Source organism: Aquabacterium humicola (genome assembly GCF_030167915.1).
Classification (GTDB): Bacteria; Pseudomonadota; Gammaproteobacteria; order Burkholderiales; family Burkholderiaceae_C; genus Pseudaquabacterium; species Pseudaquabacterium humicola.
Window position 1 is genome coordinate 1 of the sequence record NZ_JARGNB010000020.1, and the last position, 15563, is coordinate 15563.

Sequence of the window (15563 nt, forward strand, 5' to 3'; positions counted from 1 at the left end):
GAAGCCTAACCCTTCGGTCAACGCGACCCGTACCGGCAGGCCACTTGGGGCGCGAGGCCGTGCAGCCTATCATCGGCCTCGCGCCCCAAGCGTCCTGCCGGCACGGGCGCGTTACCTCGAACGTTAGCCGTCACCAAATGCTCATCGCCCGGTCCGCGTTCGCGCTGGCACTCTCCGCGACTCCCCTCTGTGCGTGTGCGAGCCAGTTCGCAACGAAGTTGCTGTGCATCGGCAACGCAAGCATGGGCACAAAGGTGGCGGCGATCTCGATTGATGTGGCGATGAATCCAACATCACATATGGCGAGAATTCTCCTACCCAATGAAGGCGGGGAGGAACCGAACGCACAGGCGGAGGATCGCGGACACTCTTGGTTTGTTTTCGCGTACTCCATTGACAGTGCGCTTCGGTTGTACATCCACAAGAGTACCGGTCGACTCGTCGGGCACTTTGAAGAGACTGGCAGGGCTCAACGTGTAGTTCTTGAACTTCTGTGTTTTGAGCACGACACCATTCCGTATCCGTAACGCACTTTGCTCCAAAGTGCCGGCTAACCCTTCGGTCAACGCGACCCGCACCAGCAGGCGGCTTGGGGCGCGAGGCCGTCCAGCCTATCATCGACCTCGCGCCCCAAGCCTCCTGCCGGCACGGGCGCGTTACCTCAAACGTTAGGCGTCACGTTCATGCCACACGCACGCGTCATCGGCACCACCGAGGAGGCCCTTGCGGCGGCCGAGGTATCTCTTGGACGAGCCCTTCCACCCACGTTTCGGAACTGGCTTCTTCGAAACAACGGAACCGGGATCGAAGACGTGGTCATCTTCCCCGTACTCGACGAGCGAGACAAGAGAAAGACCTGGGACTCCATCACACGGCAAACAGAGGTCTGGCAGTCCTACTGCTCCGATGTCTTCCCCGAAGAGCCTGGCCGGTTCCAAGGTCTACAACCTTTCGCTGAGTTCGGCACCGGTGACTACTACTGCTTCGATTACTCGGCGATCTCAAACGGTGAACCTCAAGTTGTCCGCTGGTCTCACGAAACCGGTGAGGCGTCCTTCAGGGCCACCTCGTTCACCGACTTCGTCGCTCGGCTCGTTCAAGGAGAGTTTGAGCTTGACTGAGCGGTCGCGTGAGTGACGCCTAACCCTTCGGTCAACGCGACCCGTACCAGCAGGCCTCTTGGGGCGCGAGGCAGCCAAGCCTATCATCTGCCTCGCGCCCCAAGCGTCCTGCCGGCACGGGCGCGTTACCTCAAACGTTAGGCGTCGCAAACAGCAACCCCGCGCTGGGCACATCAATACTCAAGACCAGAAGACAGCAACGCATCATGCAGATTCTGCAAGCGCTCATCTTCAGCGGGCTCGCGCTCGTGTGGCTGTGCATGCTTGTCTTCGGGGTCACATTGACTGTCCTCACGGTTCGCTGGAACCAAAGACAAAGGCAGCCCGAAACGCGCGTAAGGTTCAAGTGGCATTACCCATTTACATGGCCGGTCGTAGTCGTTCAAGACCACACTTGGTCCTTGCCAAGGGACCGCAAGGCCGCCAAGCTCGCTCGAATCACCGGTTTGATTTCCGTCCTTGCATTCGCAGCTGGCGGCATCTGGGCCATTCGAACCGGCCACTGGTCGTAGTCACCTTCAATGCCGGCGACGCCTAACCCTTCGGTCAACGCGACCCGTACCAGCAGGCGTCTTGGGGCGCGAAGCCGCTCAGGCCCATCATCGGCCTCGCGCCCCAAGCCACCCGCTGGCACGGGCGCGTTACCTCAAACGTTAGGCGTCACAAGCCCGCCGCGATCAGGAGACCATGGTGATCGAATCTTCGGAGAACGGTGTTCGACCTGCGAGCGAGGCCGACCTCGAAGCGATCAACAAGATACGCGCACAGTTGCGACTGACCGCAATAGGGCTGGAGGATCTCTCCAGTGAAGGGCGAACAACATTCGTCTCCACCCAGTCCGGCGCCGTCATTGGCTATGCAACAGTCAGGTTTCCTGCATCGAGACACCAACTGCAGTACGCAGAAGTCGAGCAGTTGTTCGTATCCTGCGACATTCAGCGCACCGGAGTCGGCACCGCGCTGTTGCAGCGAGCCCAGCGGTTCGCATGTGCAGAGACCACGGCCACTCATCTCTACCTTCGGGTAGCGGAAGAGTTCGAGAAGGCTCAACGGTGCTACATCAAGTTTGGCTTCAAGATCACAGGTCGTGAAGGCCAGGGCGTCCTCATGACAAAACCAATTCGGGAACACGAGAGTGACGCCTAACCCTTCGGTCAACGCGACGTCCACCAGCTACGCGCCAGGGCCGCGAGGCACCCAGGCATATCATGTGCCTCGCGGCCCTGGCGCTCCGCTGGCGGCCGCGCGTTACCTCAAACGTTAGGCCGCACATGGGATCCCGCCTCATAGTCACGTCGTGGCATCAACCATCTCACCTGGATACCGGGCCACTACTTGAGCTGGATCTTTCGCGCCTTCAGCGTGATTCCAGTTGCTTCAGCATGACCGGAGAGTTTTCGCTTTCGGACGGTCGGGCGGTCACCGTAAGGTGTGATCGCTCCACTCTTGGAAGACTGACTCTCTCGGTTCACATGGATGGAGAGGACCGCGCACGGGTTCGGAGCGTTCCACCGTTCGACCTCGAGGTGCTCATGCCCGATACGGTCAAGTACGTGCTATCGGTCACCGCCTAGGAATCGGAAAGCAAGGTGGGGCTTCGCGATCCAAGCCCAGCCATCCCATCGCACGAACGAGAGTGCGGCCTAACCCTTCGGTCAACGCGACCCGTACCAGCAGGCGTCTTGGGGCGCGAGGCCGCCCAGCACTATCATCGGCCTCGCGCCCCAAGCCACCTGCTGGCACGGTCGCGTTACCTCAAACGTTAGGCCCGGGGTAGCGAGGTCCCCTCGACTCGTTGCGCAAGGGAGAACGACGAGCACGCCTCACGCAAGTAATGAGGCCAGCGGCCAGACACAACACAGGTCGAAAGCATGGTGTTTCTTGCGTTCACATCTAAAGGCCTTGCGGAGGCGATGCGAACTGCAGCCCAGATTGAAGGCGCGGTCTGGTGCAGCGCCAACGCTCTCTCGGAGGAAGAGTTCGCCAAGATGAGCGCACCAAACCTCACGCGCTTCACGTATGTCATCGATGGCAAGAATCAGGATCAGTTGTCTGATGCCTTGGCGACCATCGAAGAGCATCATCCTGGCCAGTGTGTCTGGGTTGAGGCAACGCGCACGTGAGGCCGTACATCAAGCCTCTGGCATTCTGGCGCTCCTGGTAACGCCGCTCGATACCCTCGGTGTTCACGGCCTGCACGTGCTCCCGGGCCTAACCCTTCGGTCAACGCGACGCCCACCAGCTGCGCGCCAGGGCCGCGAGGCAGCCAAGGCATATCATCTGCCCCGCGGCCCTGGCTCTCCGCCGGCGGCCGCGCGTTACCTCAAACGTTAGGCGTCACGGCCAAGCCGAGCGCGAGCGATCCGTATGTCTTGCGAGCACCGATCATGAAGACCAATGCCGCCGCGGCGGAGTAGTGGGCTTCCTCGAGGGCATACGCGTCCGCCCATTTTGTCTGACAAGGCCAATTACCGTGGATGAATCGTCGAAGCATCTGTCCGAGATGTTCCAACGGAAGCTCAAGGTTCAACCGGAACTAGCAGAACGGTTCATCGCCGCTGGCATGACTTCGATTGAAGAGGTGGCCTACTATCCGTTGACCGAACTGCTCGAGATCAGCAAGCTTGGTCCGGAAGAGGCGAGTGATCTCAGGCGGGTCGCACGCTTGTACCTTCAGAACGAGGATCTCGATGACCTCGGTTTCCAAGGCTAGTAGTCAAAGTGACGCCTAACCCTTCGGTCAACGCGACCCGCACCAGCAGGCGTCTTGGGGCGCGGGGCCGTGCAGCCTATCATCGGCCCCGCGCCCCAAGCCTCCTGCCGCTGCGGGCGCGTTACCTCAAACGTTAGGCCGCATGCACGACGCATCGTGACGACTGTCGAAGTCACAGATTACTCGGCGAACTACGCCGATCCACTTGTTCGCATGTGGCGAGCGAGTTTCGAACACGGGGTAGGAATCACCGACCCACACCCGCTCGAGGAACAACTCGCCTACTTCCGAGACGAGGTCTTGCCTCATCACCGAGTGCAACTTGCGTGGCAGGGAACCACGCTCGTCGGATTCGTTGCCTCTAACAGCCAGTCCGTCGCACAACTCCACGTGAAGGTAGGGCTTCACAGACAAGGGATCGGTTCACACCTCCTGCGCTTGGCAAAGTCGGCTTCCAACGGCAGCTTGTGGCTCTTCACCTTTCAACAGAACACCGTCGCCAGGTTGTTCTACGAGCACCACGGGTTCCGCGCAGTGAAGTTCGGCTTCGAGCCAACTTGGCAACTCGCAGACGTCAAGTACGAGTGGCACGCGGGTGGAAATGCGGCCTAACCCTTCGGTCAACGCGACCCGCACCAGCAGGCGCCTTGGGGCGCGAGGCCGTCCAGCAATATCATCGGCCTCGCGCCCCAAGGCCCCTGCCGGCACGGGCGCGTTACCTCAAACGTTAGGTTTCACCAATGCACAGTACCAACCCCAACCTTCCGTCCGGATTCCGAGAAGCGTTCGACGTCGCGAGAGAAGAGTCGGTCTCCGCTCTTGTTTCTGCAGTTGTCGGAGCAAGCTCGATCCTATGCGGTCCGCTCAACGGATTCGGGATGTTCGGATGGCAGTTTGAAGGAAGAGATCCTGGGCATTCGGACTCCATGCAAGGTGACTTGGAGTATGGAAAGGCATACCTTCGACACATGATCAACCAAGGGTTCAAGGTCGCCTTTGCGGCTTGGAAGCGCGAGGACCGAGCCCTTGTTTGCCTCAAGACATGGGAACCTGGTGAAGAGGAGCCTGCTTGGCCTCGCAGCGTCGAGGCTGCGATCGTATGGCACCACAAGCCTCTCCAGTGGTCGAGTGAAACCTAACCCTTCGGTCGAGGCGACAGCCTACAGCGTGGGCCTGTGGCCGCGAAGCGCGGAGTACCATGTTGCACTTCGCGGCCACAGGCCCACGCTGCAGGCTGCGCCTCACCTCGAACGTTAGGCGTCACCAACCCCATGGACGCACTTCTTCGCGAGTCGCTTTCTGCTGGCACCAAGCCGTTCGACGGAAACCTAATCCACACCGCAGACCTACTTCCGCTTAGTCACCTGTCCCAGGTTCTCGCCAAGACCATTCAGGTCTTGCGCAGCAAATGGCCGGACGCAGAACTCAGGCGCCATGCCGACTGGCATGAACACGACGGGTACCTGACTTCTAGCGCCACCTCCTGTTGGTCGGAAGTCGAAGACCTTGTGTCTTCACCAGAGCACCTATACGCAAATCGCCCTGGTGAAGACTTCGTTCGCATCGGCATCTACGATCTTCAGGGTAGCTTCTATCTTCGGGTTTGGGTCCCAGATGAGAACGACGATCCAGAACTTCACCCGGGAAGGTGGGGTAGTTTTGACATCGCAGGCCCTGACGAACTGCTGAGAGCAGTTCAGGCCTTCGCTACGGGTTTGGCTCTGCGTACCACTTCAGCGGTGGCGTACTTCACGGCGTGCAGCGCTGAGTGACGCCTAACCCTTCGGTCAACGCGACCCGCACCAGCAGGCGTCTTGGGGCGCGAGGCCGCCCAGCCTATCATCGGCCTCGCGCCCCAAGCCTCCTGCCGCTGCGGGCGCGTTACCTCAAACGTTAGGCCTCGAAAATGCTCATTCCCGACGCACCTGGAACGATACGCATCATCGAGGATTCCCTTACGTGGGCAAGACGACACCCGTCGTACTTCTTTAAGGATGGTAAGGCGTCGACGAATGACATCGCCTCCTACCTGCGACAAGGGGTCGAGACCCTGACCAATGAAGCTCCGTGCGTGGAGCGAGTAGAAGATTGGTGGGTCATCGCGTCGCACAATGATTGGTTCCGGTTGGGTCGATCCCCAATCCCGGAAGACCTGAGTCTCACCAATCTGCTGGCATTCCCGGAGATGGGACAAAACTTCGTAAGACCAGAGTCCGTCTTGGCAGCATTCGCAAAGGACATCGTCGTTCAAGGATCGGCAGGACCGCACGTCGTCAAGGGTACCGTCGAGACGCATGACCCGGTCTACCTCAGGTTGGCAGAAAGCGGAGGTTGTTCCCGCGTCGTCGCGTTCCGGGGGATCGAGGCCTAACCCTTCGGTCAACGCGACCCGCACCAGCAGGCCTCTTGGGGCGCGAGACACCCAGGTCTATCATGTGTCTCGCGCCCCAAAGCGTCCTGCTGGCACGGGCGCGTTACCTCAAACGTTAGGCATCGCAATCCGTCCCCGAGAACTTTGTCGTGTCCAAGACCCCGCAGCTTCAGCTCACGCCGAAGGACTTCAAGGTCAATCAGGCCTGGCTCGCCTACAAGGCAAACCGCAAGCCCTTGCCCACAGACAAAGGAGACGTTGACGTCTTCATCCTCCAGGATGCGGGTAGCTTGTTCATCTTCGGCAATGCGTTCACTCCGGTCGGCGCGGAATCCCCGAACCCAAGAGACGCCGCGGTGCTACTGCAAGAAGCGTGGTCACGCAAGCAGGAATGGCCGTCCGAGCTTCTGCTTCCCGGTGCCCAATCCGAAGACAACGGTTTCGCTCGTGCAGCAAGTTGGAACGGCATCAGCGTCAGGTTCCTGCCCGCTGAGTGCCTGTCGTACTTCATTGAAGACGTGCAGTCCTCCTACGAGGAATTTCTCAACCGCGGGGATTAAAGCGACGCCTAACCCTTCGGTCAACGCGACCCGTACCAGCAGGCCGCTTGGGGCGCGAGGCCGGGCAGCCTATCATCGGCTCCGCGCCCCAAGCGCCCTGCCGGCACGGGCGCGTTACCTCAAACGTTAGGCCTCAGGAATGCAAGACCGCGCGCTGACGGTGCGCCCTATGAAGGCGGACGAGCACTCACAGGTGGTCGCCCTCATCATCGAAGGCCTGACCGAGCGCTGGGGCACCTACGACGCAGCAAAGAACCTTGATCTTGCGCAGTTCCCCGAGAACTTCACGGACTCGCTGATCCTTGTCGCAAGCAATGGCGGTGCACCGCTCGGAGTCGGCATCCTTCGTCCATCGAACAACGAAGAGTCCGAGATTGTGCGCATGTCGGTACGGCGAGAACTGCGCCGAACGGGTATCGCCGGCAAGATCCTGGCAGAACTTCTTGCCGCCGCCCACAAGAACGGGACCAAGACCGTGCGAGTCGAAACCACCGCAACCTGGCGTTCAGCCGTGGCGTTCTACGAAAAGTACGGCTTCTGTCGCACGCACATGCACGAGGGTGACCAACACTTTGCCCTCGAGCTGTGAGGCCTAACCCTTCGGTCAACGCGACCCGCACCAGCAGGCGCCTTGGGGCGCGAGGCCGCCCAGCACTATCATCGGCCTCGCGCCCCAAGCCTCCTGCCGGCACGGGCGCGTTACCTCAAACGTTAGGCCACATAGCATCATGAGCGTCCTTCGCAAGTGGGGAGCACGTCTGCCTTCCATCGCACTGTCCCTCTTTGCCGCGGTTAACGCGTCACCTCATCAATCTCAGTCAGGAAGCGTCGCAGCGGAACAGCCTGCATCTGCCTCAAGCACTGCAGCGCAAGCGAGACGAGCCGAACTGCTTCGCCAGTTGCGCGAAATTGAACAGAGAATCCAAAGAGAGGGCGACGGTCGCGTTCGATACATTTCGCTGGCAACCGAAGATGAGCCGTTCAAGTCCTACTACACCCGTCTTGTCGAGCGGATCGAGGCATTAGGAACAGCCAACTTTCCGAAGCGAGCCGGCGAGTCGGTCTATGGCAAGGTCTTACTCCACGTTTCGATCCAAGCTAGTGGCCGTGTTCAGGACGTTGAGATCGTGAGGTCAGACGATCCGTTCCTCTCAAGGCATGCAGTCAAGACGTTGCGTTCAGCAGGGCGGCTCGAGTCATTTCCTCCTGAGATGAAGAAGCTCGTGGACAGAGTCGTCATCTCTACTGGCTTCACCTATGAACGACAGTGAGACGGGACATGTGGCCTAACCCTTCGTTCAACGCGACAGCCAACGGCGTACCGCCTGGCCCGCGAGGCAGCCAGTACTATCATCTGCCTCGCGGGCCAGGCGGCACACCGTCGTCTGCGCGTTAACTCAAACGTTAGGCATCAGGTGGAGCGGCCGTGCTACTTCAACGTAGGTTCAGCGGCGCTATCGCGCCGAGCACCTGAACAACCACGAGTTCTCCGAGCGCCATGCCAACTCAGAGCCGGACATGCAGCGCCTTGCGGGAGGGTTCCGCTCAATGAGTTGGGTTCGGCACCAGAGTTCACGGCTCCAGCGCCTTTCGCCATCCCTTTCAGTCAGTTCGTCGGTGCGCTGCGCGTCGGAAGGCACGGGCAGTGGCTACCACCCCGCGGCGCAGCGCAGAGCGCAAGGCCGAGGTGACTCGTGGCATGGAGCACCTGCCGTTGCTGTCAACCAGGCTGCTGCCTAACCCTTCGGTCAACGCGACGCCCACCAGCTACGCGCCAGGGCCGCGAGGCCGTTCAGGCCTATCATCGGCCTCGCGGCCCTGGCGCTCCGCCGGCGGTCGCGCGTTACCTCAAACGTTAGGCGTCACAAGATGTCCGAGATCGAGCAACTGCTGCGGAACGGAAAGTCAAGACTTGACGAGTTCGCGAGGTCCGTGACCGAGACGGACCTAGATGTCGCAGAGTCGATGTTGCCGTTTGCACTACCAACAAGCTATCGGGAGTTCGTCGCGCTCGGCGGGCTGAACGAACTTCGCATCAACCATCGGGTTCTGCACCCATCGGAAATCGCGGTGGCAATCAAACAAGTCGATCAAACTCAGTATGTTCCCTTCGCAGACAACGGATGCGGTGATGTCTACTGCTGGATGAACACCGGAGAACCCGAGCCTCCCGTCGTTCTGGCTGACCACGAATCCTCTCAGTACGTACAAGACAGTCCTTCCTTTGCCGACTGGTTGCGCAAAAACAGGTTCTGAGTGCAGTGACGCCTAACCCTTCGGTCAACGCGACCCGTACCAGCAGGCGTCTTGGGGCGCGAGACACCCCGGTCTATCATGTGTCTCGCGCCCCAAGCCTCCTGCTGGCACTGGCGCGTTACCTCAAACGTTAGGCCTCGCAGGCAAGACCAGCATGTTCTTTGCAGGCCACGCCCCTACGAAGATCGAAGTCGAAGAAGGCACTTCTTCAGCTGGCGGCGAACGCCTTCTACACTGCGAAGAGCATGAACCGCAACAGCCGCATATCGCAGCGTTGTTGCGGCGGTCCAGCCTTCGAAGAGAAGAGTTCCTGGCCGAGCACTTCGACGTCAGGTGCGAGCTGCGCAAACAAGTCCAAGACCCAAAGACATCGGCCGCACTTCCAGGTCGGCATGCTGGGCCGGCTTCTCGGCCTGGCACGTCATCAAGGCGCAGGCTTCGGCGCCTTGCTTCAAGCCCCTCGCCCTCGTGTCGGCGGCCCGCAAACGCAGCGAGGCCTAACCCTTCGGTCAACGGCGACGTCCACCAGCTACGCGCCAGGGCCGCGTGGCCATTCGGCCTATCATCGGCCTCGCGGCCCTGGCGCTCCACTGGCGGCCGCGCGTTACCTCAAACGTTAGGCCTCACACGCCACCCGCACGGCATGCGCAGATTGGCAATCCCACGAGGGGTAGGGGCACCAGACTTTCCCCTACACAATCCGGTGGATCACCGGCCTTCCGGCCGTCATCCGTCCCACATGCTGAAAATTCGCCGTGGTATGCCCGCAACTCGGGCATCATTCGTGACGTACAAAGCACGTTAGGCTCGTCGCGGCTCTGCTCTCGCCTTCGCGTCGCGTCGGGAAGCCAATGACAAATCATCCAAGCACTGAAGACCCGAATTCGAACAAGACGAAGACACTTACCTATTTCGCCATAGCGGTCGCGTCACCCCTTGCCCTTCTACTCTTCACGAAGACACGTTGCCTCGCGGTCCTGTGGGAGCAGTCCCAAGTAGTCGCAGTAGGTCTTGCATGCGCGGCGACGCTCACCACACTGCTGGCTGCGCATCTCTTACGTGGAACCGGACGGACAGAGATCGGAAAGCTTGGGTACGCATTGCCGTGGGTCATGCTCAGTGTTCCATCGTCAGCTGTACTCCTATTCATTGCGTACTGCCGCGTCTTCGCGGGAGAGTGCGAGTGAACCATGCCAAGTTCCTCCTGCGAGAAACGAGCCTAACCCTTCGGTCAACGCGACCCGTACCAGCAGGCGTCTTGGGGCGCGAGGCCGGCCGGCCTATCATCGGCCTCGCGCCCCAAGCCTCCTGCCGGCACGGGCGCGTTACCTCAAACGTTAGGCCTCGGGTCAACACGGTCGTCGCGACTCGTGGCGCAGCAAGAAGAACCGCACGACTTAGCCCTTCATCACGTCAGCCACGTGAGTTGAACAGCCGAATACAAGCGCGCGCGTGGAGGCGCCGCTGCGGAGCGCTTCGGCTACTTCGAACAAGACAAGATCACGCCGCAGGGCGCACGTCGGCACATCAAGGCAAGGACGGTCGCCACTGCTCGCAGGTCGGAGCGCAGGGCGTCACAAGAACCACCCATCACTCGGCAAGGGTCTGGCAGCAAGACCATCGGTCGCCCCTGGCAGCACGCGCGTCAGCGACCTCCAAAGCAGTAATCCTGGTGTCCCTCGGTTCACGCGGTGTTGACGGTCGCCACTGCGTCCGAGGCCTAACCCTTCGGTCAACGCGACGCCCACCAACTGCGCGCCAGGGCCGCGAGGCCGCCCAGCACTATCATCGGCCTCGCGGCCCTGGCGCTCCGCTGGTGGTCGCGCGTTACCTCAAACGTTAGGCGGCACGCGCAAGAACCCGTGCGAGCCACTGGTGCGCCTTGCGAGCACCCCGCAGTTCAAGACCGCATCTGCAACGGTCGCCCAAACTGGGACGAGTTCAAAGCCATGCGCACTGGCTGTGCCCTCTGGCGGAGCTCCTTGATCGGGCTCACGAGTGCGCTTCGCGCAGGCGTGCTGCGCCGCGCAGTCAGTTTGTCGGGCACCGCGCGAGCGCGGTGCTGCAAGTTCGTATCGCAGGGCGTAAGACCGTGCGCCTTCGGAGAGACCCACTGCCCTGGCAATCCGCAGCGGCTGGCCGTCATCGGCACTCAGCCCCGTCAAACCCGCGGTCCCGCAGGCTGCCGCTCAAAGTGCCGCCTAACCCTTCGGTCAACGCGACGCCCACCAGCTGCGCGCCAGGGCCGCGAGGCCGTCCAGCACTATCATCGGCCTCGCGGCCCTGGCTCTCCGCTGGCGGTCGCGCGTTACCTCAAACGTTAGGCCTCATGGCTGCCGAATACTTCGCCGCACAACTCACTCACCCTGGATCGGTCCTCATGGGCTTGGTTGGGCTGCTCTTGCTGTCCGCCTTGCACTACCCCCGCAAGAACAGGCGACTTCCGTTCTCCCCACAAAGGCTTGTCCTGGCATACGGGGCGGTTCTTCTGGCGTGCCTCGCCATCAGCGCTGTCTCGGGCTACGTTCCCCAGACGGAAGCCACTGCACGGTGGCACGTACCAGCTGAGCGGTATTGGCAAGTCCAGCTCAACGGGTTTGCCGTCCTGTTCGTTCTCATGGCTTGGCTATCGCTCTTTGGCGTAGCGCTCGTGGGCCTTCCAATCGTTTCTTTGCTCGCCCGCCACGGTCGGGCCACTGTCCCTTGGGTCCTCGCCGCATCGGTTGTCGTCTCTGTCACCTTCGCGGTAGTCGCTTCCCTGGCCACCAATCCGGCCCACATCGGGTACACAGCAGCTTACTTCTCCGCCACGCACTTGCTGCTCTCGCTCGCGTTCTGCCTGGCCTCAGGCCTCCCATGGCAACGCACTGCGAGTGAGGCCTAACCCTTCGGTCAACGCGACCCGCACCAGCAGGCGTCTTGGGGCGCGAGGCCGCCCAGCCTATCATCGGCCTCGCGCCCCAAGCCTCCTGCCGCTGCGGGCGCGTTACCTCAAACGTTAGGCATCAGGTGGAGCGGCCGTGCTACTGCAACGTAGGTTCAGCGGCGCTGTCGCGCCGAGCATCTGAACAGCCACGAGTTCTCTGAGCGCCATGCCAACTCAGAGCCCGAACACGCAGCGCCTTGCGGAAGGCTTCCGCTCAATGAGTTGCGGTCAGCGCCAGAGCGCACGCCTCCAGCGCCTCCCGCCCTCCCTTCCAGTCAGTTCGTCGGGCGCTGCGCGTCGGAAGGCCCTGCCAGTGGCTACCACCCCGCGGCGCAGCGCACAGCGCAAGGCCGGCGTGGCTCGTGGCATGGAGCACCTACCTTTGCTGTCACCCAGGCTGCTGCCTAACCCTTCGGTCAACGCGACGCCCACCAGCTACGCGCCAGGGCCGCGAGGCCGTCCGGCCTATCATCGGCCTCGCGGCCCTGGCTCTCCGCTGGCGGTCGCGCGTTACCTCAAACGTTAGGCGTCGCAAGCCTTGTCTTCGCGGAGACTAAAGTGAACATCCAGGATTTCATGTCCGGCTACAAGGCCGCCTGGGAGGCGCGAGATCCAAACATGTTCGCCTCCCTCTTCCATCCAGACGGCCGGTACCACAACACGCCCTTCCAGTGCCAAGCCGGGCGGGAACAACTCTCCGAGTACTGGAAGCGCGTTCAACTACAAGAGGATGTGCAGGTCACATTCGAGATCCTCACAAACCAGGAAGGCAGTGGCATTGCGCACTGGCATGTCGCCTACCAGGTCGCCTCCGAAGAACTGTTTCAGATCTGGGCGCGTTCAACCGGAACCGGTCTACCTCCCAGAAGGCCAGGCGATCCGTTGCCACGCATGGTTCTGGACGGCTTGCTCCAGGCAACGTTTGCCGAAGAGCTATGCACTGAGGCACGCATCTGGTGGCACAGCATGCCCCAAGCGTAAGTCACTCGGCGCCGCCTAACCCTTCGGTCAACGCGACCCGCTCCAGCAGGCGCCTTGGGGCGCGGGGCCGCCCGGCCTATCATCGGCCCCGCGCCCCAAGCCTCCTGCTGGCGCGGGCGCGTTACCTCAAACGTTAGGCGTCAGCCTTGGCACATCTTGCTCATGGCGTCGAATGCACTTCTGGCGTAGCCCTCCACGGCGCCATCCCAAGCCGGGCATCCGCAGCTAGGACGGCGGCTCTGGTATCCGAATGACATGAGATCTCGGCTCGCGGCCCATGCGTGCAGCAGGCCGGCGCCCCATTCCACGGCACAGGCCCCGGCCGCGCGGCTGCGCAAACTCTCTGGCACAGCTATCACAGCGCGTCCCTTGCATCACCCACATCGAACGGGGGCCGTCAAGCTTGTCGCTTTAAGCCCGGCACGCGGTCCGGTGGCACGCTGTGTCACTTCACTGGCAGCTTGTTCTCTGGCACGCCGCCGCCTAACCCTTCGGTCAACGCGACCCGCACCAGCAGGCCGCTTGGGGCGCGAGGCCGCGCAGGCCTATCATCGGCCCCGCGCCCCAAGCCCCCTGCCGCTGCGGGCGCGTTACCTCAAACGTTAGGCGTCGAAGAGTGACTAGGCCGCATACGAAATCGCGCCGCGCCGTCCGGCGCAAAGTCCTGTCTTTGCTGTCCGTAGCCGCAGCGGCAACTCAGTTCACCGGCATTGCCCTAGCTCAACCGATCTCAGTCGCCATGAAAGACACACGCTACGTCGTTTTCCATCGCCCGGGCCCCGCCTGGCAGCAAGGCAAAAGCATGTTTGAGCAGCCCGGCGTCATGCAGCATGTCCAACACTATCGCCAGTGGCTGATCTCGGGCAAGCTCGAACTCGGTGGCCCCCACCTCGATGCTGCGGGCGGTGGCATGATGATTCCGGTGGCCGGTATCTCGGAGGAGGAAGTCCAGCGCTTCGCCCTGGAGGATCCGGCCGTCAAGGACGGCACGCTCCTCGTCGAAGTCCGCCCCTGGCTTATCGGCATGTCAAAGTGAGCGGCGACGACGCCTAACCCTTCGGTCAACGCGACCCGTACCGGCAGGCCTCTTGGGGCGCGAGGCCGTGCAGCCTATCATCGGCCTCGCGCCCCAAGCGTCCTGCCGGCACGGGCGCGTTACCTCAAACGTTAGGCGTCATATATGTCCGAGCCCCCACGTCCGCCGAAGAATGCCATTCCTCTGGGACCGGGAAGGTGGATCAACTACGTTGACGTGTCAGACCGACGTGACTCCGCCGTTGAAGTCGATCCTTGGCTGAAGGACCTTGAACCCATGTGGAGGGCACTGGAGACAGAGTGCGTGGCGGACTGCTGCGGTATTGGTGCATTTGACTTCTATCCGCAAAACATCCACGCTGCACTGCAGTTCGTCGAACGAGCAGACCTCTGCCGCGAACTCGGTAGGGTCCGCTACCTGCTGGGAACTACTCCAGGCGAGGTCCTGGTGAGCAAGCGCCTGAACAACTACTTTGATCGTTCAGTCTTTCTTGCGCTCCTGAACCACCTCCAAGAACATGTCTGCCAAGCCGCGAATGACGCCTAACCCTTCGGTCAACGCGACCCGTACCAGCAGGCGTTTTGGGGCGCGAGACACCCAGGTCTATCTTGTGTCCCGCGCCCCAAGCCTCCTGCTGGCACGGGCGCGTTACCTCAAACGTTAGGCCTCACAGGAAACACGGCGGCATGCCACAGCCCAAACAGCCCGAACACAAGGCGCCGCATGCACTTCACTGCACGCCTTTACAGGTAAACCCGCATTGGCGCCTATGGCAAGATCCTGCGGTTAGCACCCACAACCTGCTGTTAGCGCCAAGGTGCCGCTGACGTACAAAGCACGTTAGACCCCCGAATTTGCTCCCCGACATGCCCATACCTCACCAAAGACCCATTGTCGTCGCCTTGTGGTGTTTGGCCATCGCGGACGCCATTCGTCAGGGCATTGCCTTGCCGGCGTCTGAGTTTGTCACCCTGACCTCGCCAACTCATCAATTCAATCCTGCGATCACCGTCTTCGGACTCTTGGCGCCGCCAGCATGTGTTTTCGGAACGGTCTTCCTCAGGTCATCGTTCAAGACCGCAACGTTTGGTGCTGGGCGACTTTCTCGCTGGGTGGACACCCGTTGGGGTGAGGGGTCTGCAAACTCGTTCCTTCGAAGCCTGCGGCCAACCGCTCTCGTCGGAGTTGGAGCATTCGTCCTGGGCACCGTCGGGACGCTCTCATCATTGAAGACGAACGCCACTTCCTTCTCATTTGAAGTAGCCTCCTTCTTCCTGGCTGGCGGCATCGGCTTTGGCATCGCTCGCTTCATCGCGTTGCGGCTACTGCCAAACGAGCCGTGGGTCTAACCCTTCGGTCAACGCGACCCGCAACAGCAGGCGCCTTGGGGCGCGAGGCACCCGGGCCCTATCATGTGCCTCGCGCCCCAAGCCTCCTGCTGCCGCGGGCGCGTTACCTCAAACGTTAGGCGTCACGAATTGCCAAACTAAGCGCAACACCACCGAGCATACGCCTCGTTAGGCGTGTCGAATCCGAGAACCTTTCTCGGCCTGTCGTTGAGCTCTCGCTCGATCGCGTCGCACTGACGCTGTGTCACTC

Annotated in this window: 15 protein-coding genes and 1 pseudogene; 14 read left to right on the forward strand and 2 right to left on the reverse strand. The window is 61.5% G+C overall.

What is annotated here, in order from left to right; genetic code table 11:
• Positions 1-683: 683 nt before the first annotated feature.
• Positions 684-1121 (forward strand): SMI1/KNR4 family protein, encoded by a 438-nt coding sequence (locus P1K89_RS32535; RefSeq protein WP_284620698.1) that lies wholly within the window; start codon positions 684-686, stop codon positions 1119-1121.
• 173 nt (positions 1122-1294) lie between these two features.
• Here P1K89_RS32535 and P1K89_RS32540 read toward each other — a convergent pair whose 3' ends face one another.
• Entirely contained in the window at positions 1295-1507 is a 213-nt protein-coding gene (locus P1K89_RS32540) for a hypothetical protein (RefSeq protein ID WP_284620699.1), read from the reverse strand.
• Positions 1508-1811: 304 nt separating this feature from the next.
• Here P1K89_RS32540 and P1K89_RS32545 point away from each other — a divergent pair, with 304 nt between their 5' ends.
• The 13 genes from P1K89_RS32545 (at position 1812) to P1K89_RS32600 (ending at position 15313) form a co-directional block, all read left to right on the forward strand.
• Positions 1812-2267, forward strand: coding sequence for a GNAT family N-acetyltransferase (locus tag P1K89_RS32545; RefSeq protein ID WP_284620700.1), 456 nt, complete (start codon positions 1812-1814; stop codon positions 2265-2267).
• A gap of 725 nt (positions 2268-2992) precedes the next feature.
• A complete protein-coding gene (locus P1K89_RS32550; RefSeq protein WP_284620701.1) occupies positions 2993-3244 on the forward strand; it encodes a hypothetical protein in 252 nt (83 codons plus the stop codon).
• Between the two features lie 350 nt (positions 3245-3594).
• A complete protein-coding gene (locus P1K89_RS32555) occupies positions 3595-3834 on the forward strand; it encodes a hypothetical protein (RefSeq protein ID WP_284620702.1) in 240 nt (79 codons plus the stop codon).
• 213 nt (positions 3835-4047) lie between these two features.
• Entirely contained in the window at positions 4048-4446 is a 399-nt protein-coding gene (locus tag P1K89_RS33350) for a GNAT family N-acetyltransferase (protein ID WP_350082594.1), read from the forward strand.
• 1294 nt (positions 4447-5740) lie between these two features.
• Positions 5741-6205 carry a hypothetical protein gene (locus P1K89_RS32560; protein WP_284620703.1) on the forward strand — a complete coding sequence of 155 codons (465 nt, stop codon included), beginning with the start codon at positions 5741-5743 and terminating at the stop codon, positions 6203-6205.
• A 149-nt stretch (positions 6206-6354) separates the two neighbouring features.
• Positions 6355-6765, forward strand: coding sequence for a hypothetical protein (locus P1K89_RS32565; RefSeq protein ID WP_284620704.1), 411 nt, complete (start codon positions 6355-6357; stop codon positions 6763-6765).
• 139 nt (positions 6766-6904) lie between these two features.
• Positions 6905-7354, forward strand: a complete 450-nt coding sequence (locus P1K89_RS32570; RefSeq protein ID WP_284620705.1) for a GNAT family N-acetyltransferase — start codon at positions 6905-6907, stop codon at positions 7352-7354.
• A 139-nt stretch (positions 7355-7493) separates the two neighbouring features.
• On the forward strand, positions 7494-8036 hold the full coding sequence (locus tag P1K89_RS32575; protein ID WP_284620706.1) for an energy transducer TonB: 543 nt from the start codon (positions 7494-7496) through the stop codon (positions 8034-8036).
• A gap of 598 nt (positions 8037-8634) precedes the next feature.
• Complete coding sequence (locus P1K89_RS32580; RefSeq protein WP_284620707.1) at positions 8635-9021, forward strand: SMI1/KNR4 family protein; 387 nt, start codon at positions 8635-8637, stop codon at positions 9019-9021.
• Between the two features lie 3484 nt (positions 9022-12505).
• The gene (locus tag P1K89_RS32585; protein WP_284620708.1) at positions 12506-12928 is read left to right on the forward strand and encodes a nuclear transport factor 2 family protein; all 423 of its coding nucleotides are present in this window, start codon (positions 12506-12508) and stop codon (positions 12926-12928) included.
• A 739-nt stretch (positions 12929-13667) separates the two neighbouring features.
• Positions 13668-13964: a YciI family protein gene (locus P1K89_RS32590; RefSeq protein ID WP_284620709.1), complete on the forward strand. Its 297-nt coding sequence runs from the start codon at positions 13668-13670 to the stop codon at positions 13962-13964.
• Between the two features lie 144 nt (positions 13965-14108).
• Positions 14109-14510, forward strand: coding sequence for a DUF6331 family protein (locus tag P1K89_RS32595; RefSeq protein ID WP_284620710.1), 402 nt, complete (start codon positions 14109-14111; stop codon positions 14508-14510).
• A gap of 320 nt (positions 14511-14830) precedes the next feature.
• Positions 14831-15313, forward strand: a complete 483-nt coding sequence (locus P1K89_RS32600) for a hypothetical protein (protein ID WP_284620711.1) — start codon at positions 14831-14833, stop codon at positions 15311-15313.
• A gap of 137 nt (positions 15314-15450) precedes the next feature.
• Here the strand turns inward: P1K89_RS32600 and P1K89_RS33435 are convergent.
• Positions 15451-15563 (reverse strand): annotated as a pseudogene (locus P1K89_RS33435) (IS30 family transposase); the annotation flags it as partial.

Coding starts and splice junctions, on each gene's coding strand:
- P1K89_RS32535 (WP_284620698.1), top strand. CDS start 684: ATGCCACACGCACGCGTCATCGGCACCACCGAGGAGGCCCTTGCGGCG.
- P1K89_RS32550 (WP_284620701.1), top strand. CDS start 2,993: ATGGTGTTTCTTGCGTTCACATCTAAAGGCCTTGCGGAGGCGATGCGA.
- P1K89_RS33350 (WP_350082594.1), top strand. CDS start 4,048: ATGTGGCGAGCGAGTTTCGAACACGGGGTAGGAATCACCGACCCACAC.
- P1K89_RS32560 (WP_284620703.1), top strand. CDS start 5,741: ATGCTCATTCCCGACGCACCTGGAACGATACGCATCATCGAGGATTCC.
- P1K89_RS32570 (WP_284620705.1), top strand. CDS start 6,905: ATGCAAGACCGCGCGCTGACGGTGCGCCCTATGAAGGCGGACGAGCAC.
- P1K89_RS32575 (WP_284620706.1), top strand. CDS start 7,494: ATGAGCGTCCTTCGCAAGTGGGGAGCACGTCTGCCTTCCATCGCACTG.
- P1K89_RS32580 (WP_284620707.1), top strand. CDS start 8,635: ATGTCCGAGATCGAGCAACTGCTGCGGAACGGAAAGTCAAGACTTGAC.
- P1K89_RS32590 (WP_284620709.1), top strand. CDS start 13,668: ATGAAAGACACACGCTACGTCGTTTTCCATCGCCCGGGCCCCGCCTGG.
- P1K89_RS32595 (WP_284620710.1), top strand. CDS start 14,109: ATGTCCGAGCCCCCACGTCCGCCGAAGAATGCCATTCCTCTGGGACCG.
- P1K89_RS32600 (WP_284620711.1), top strand. CDS start 14,831: ATGCCCATACCTCACCAAAGACCCATTGTCGTCGCCTTGTGGTGTTTG.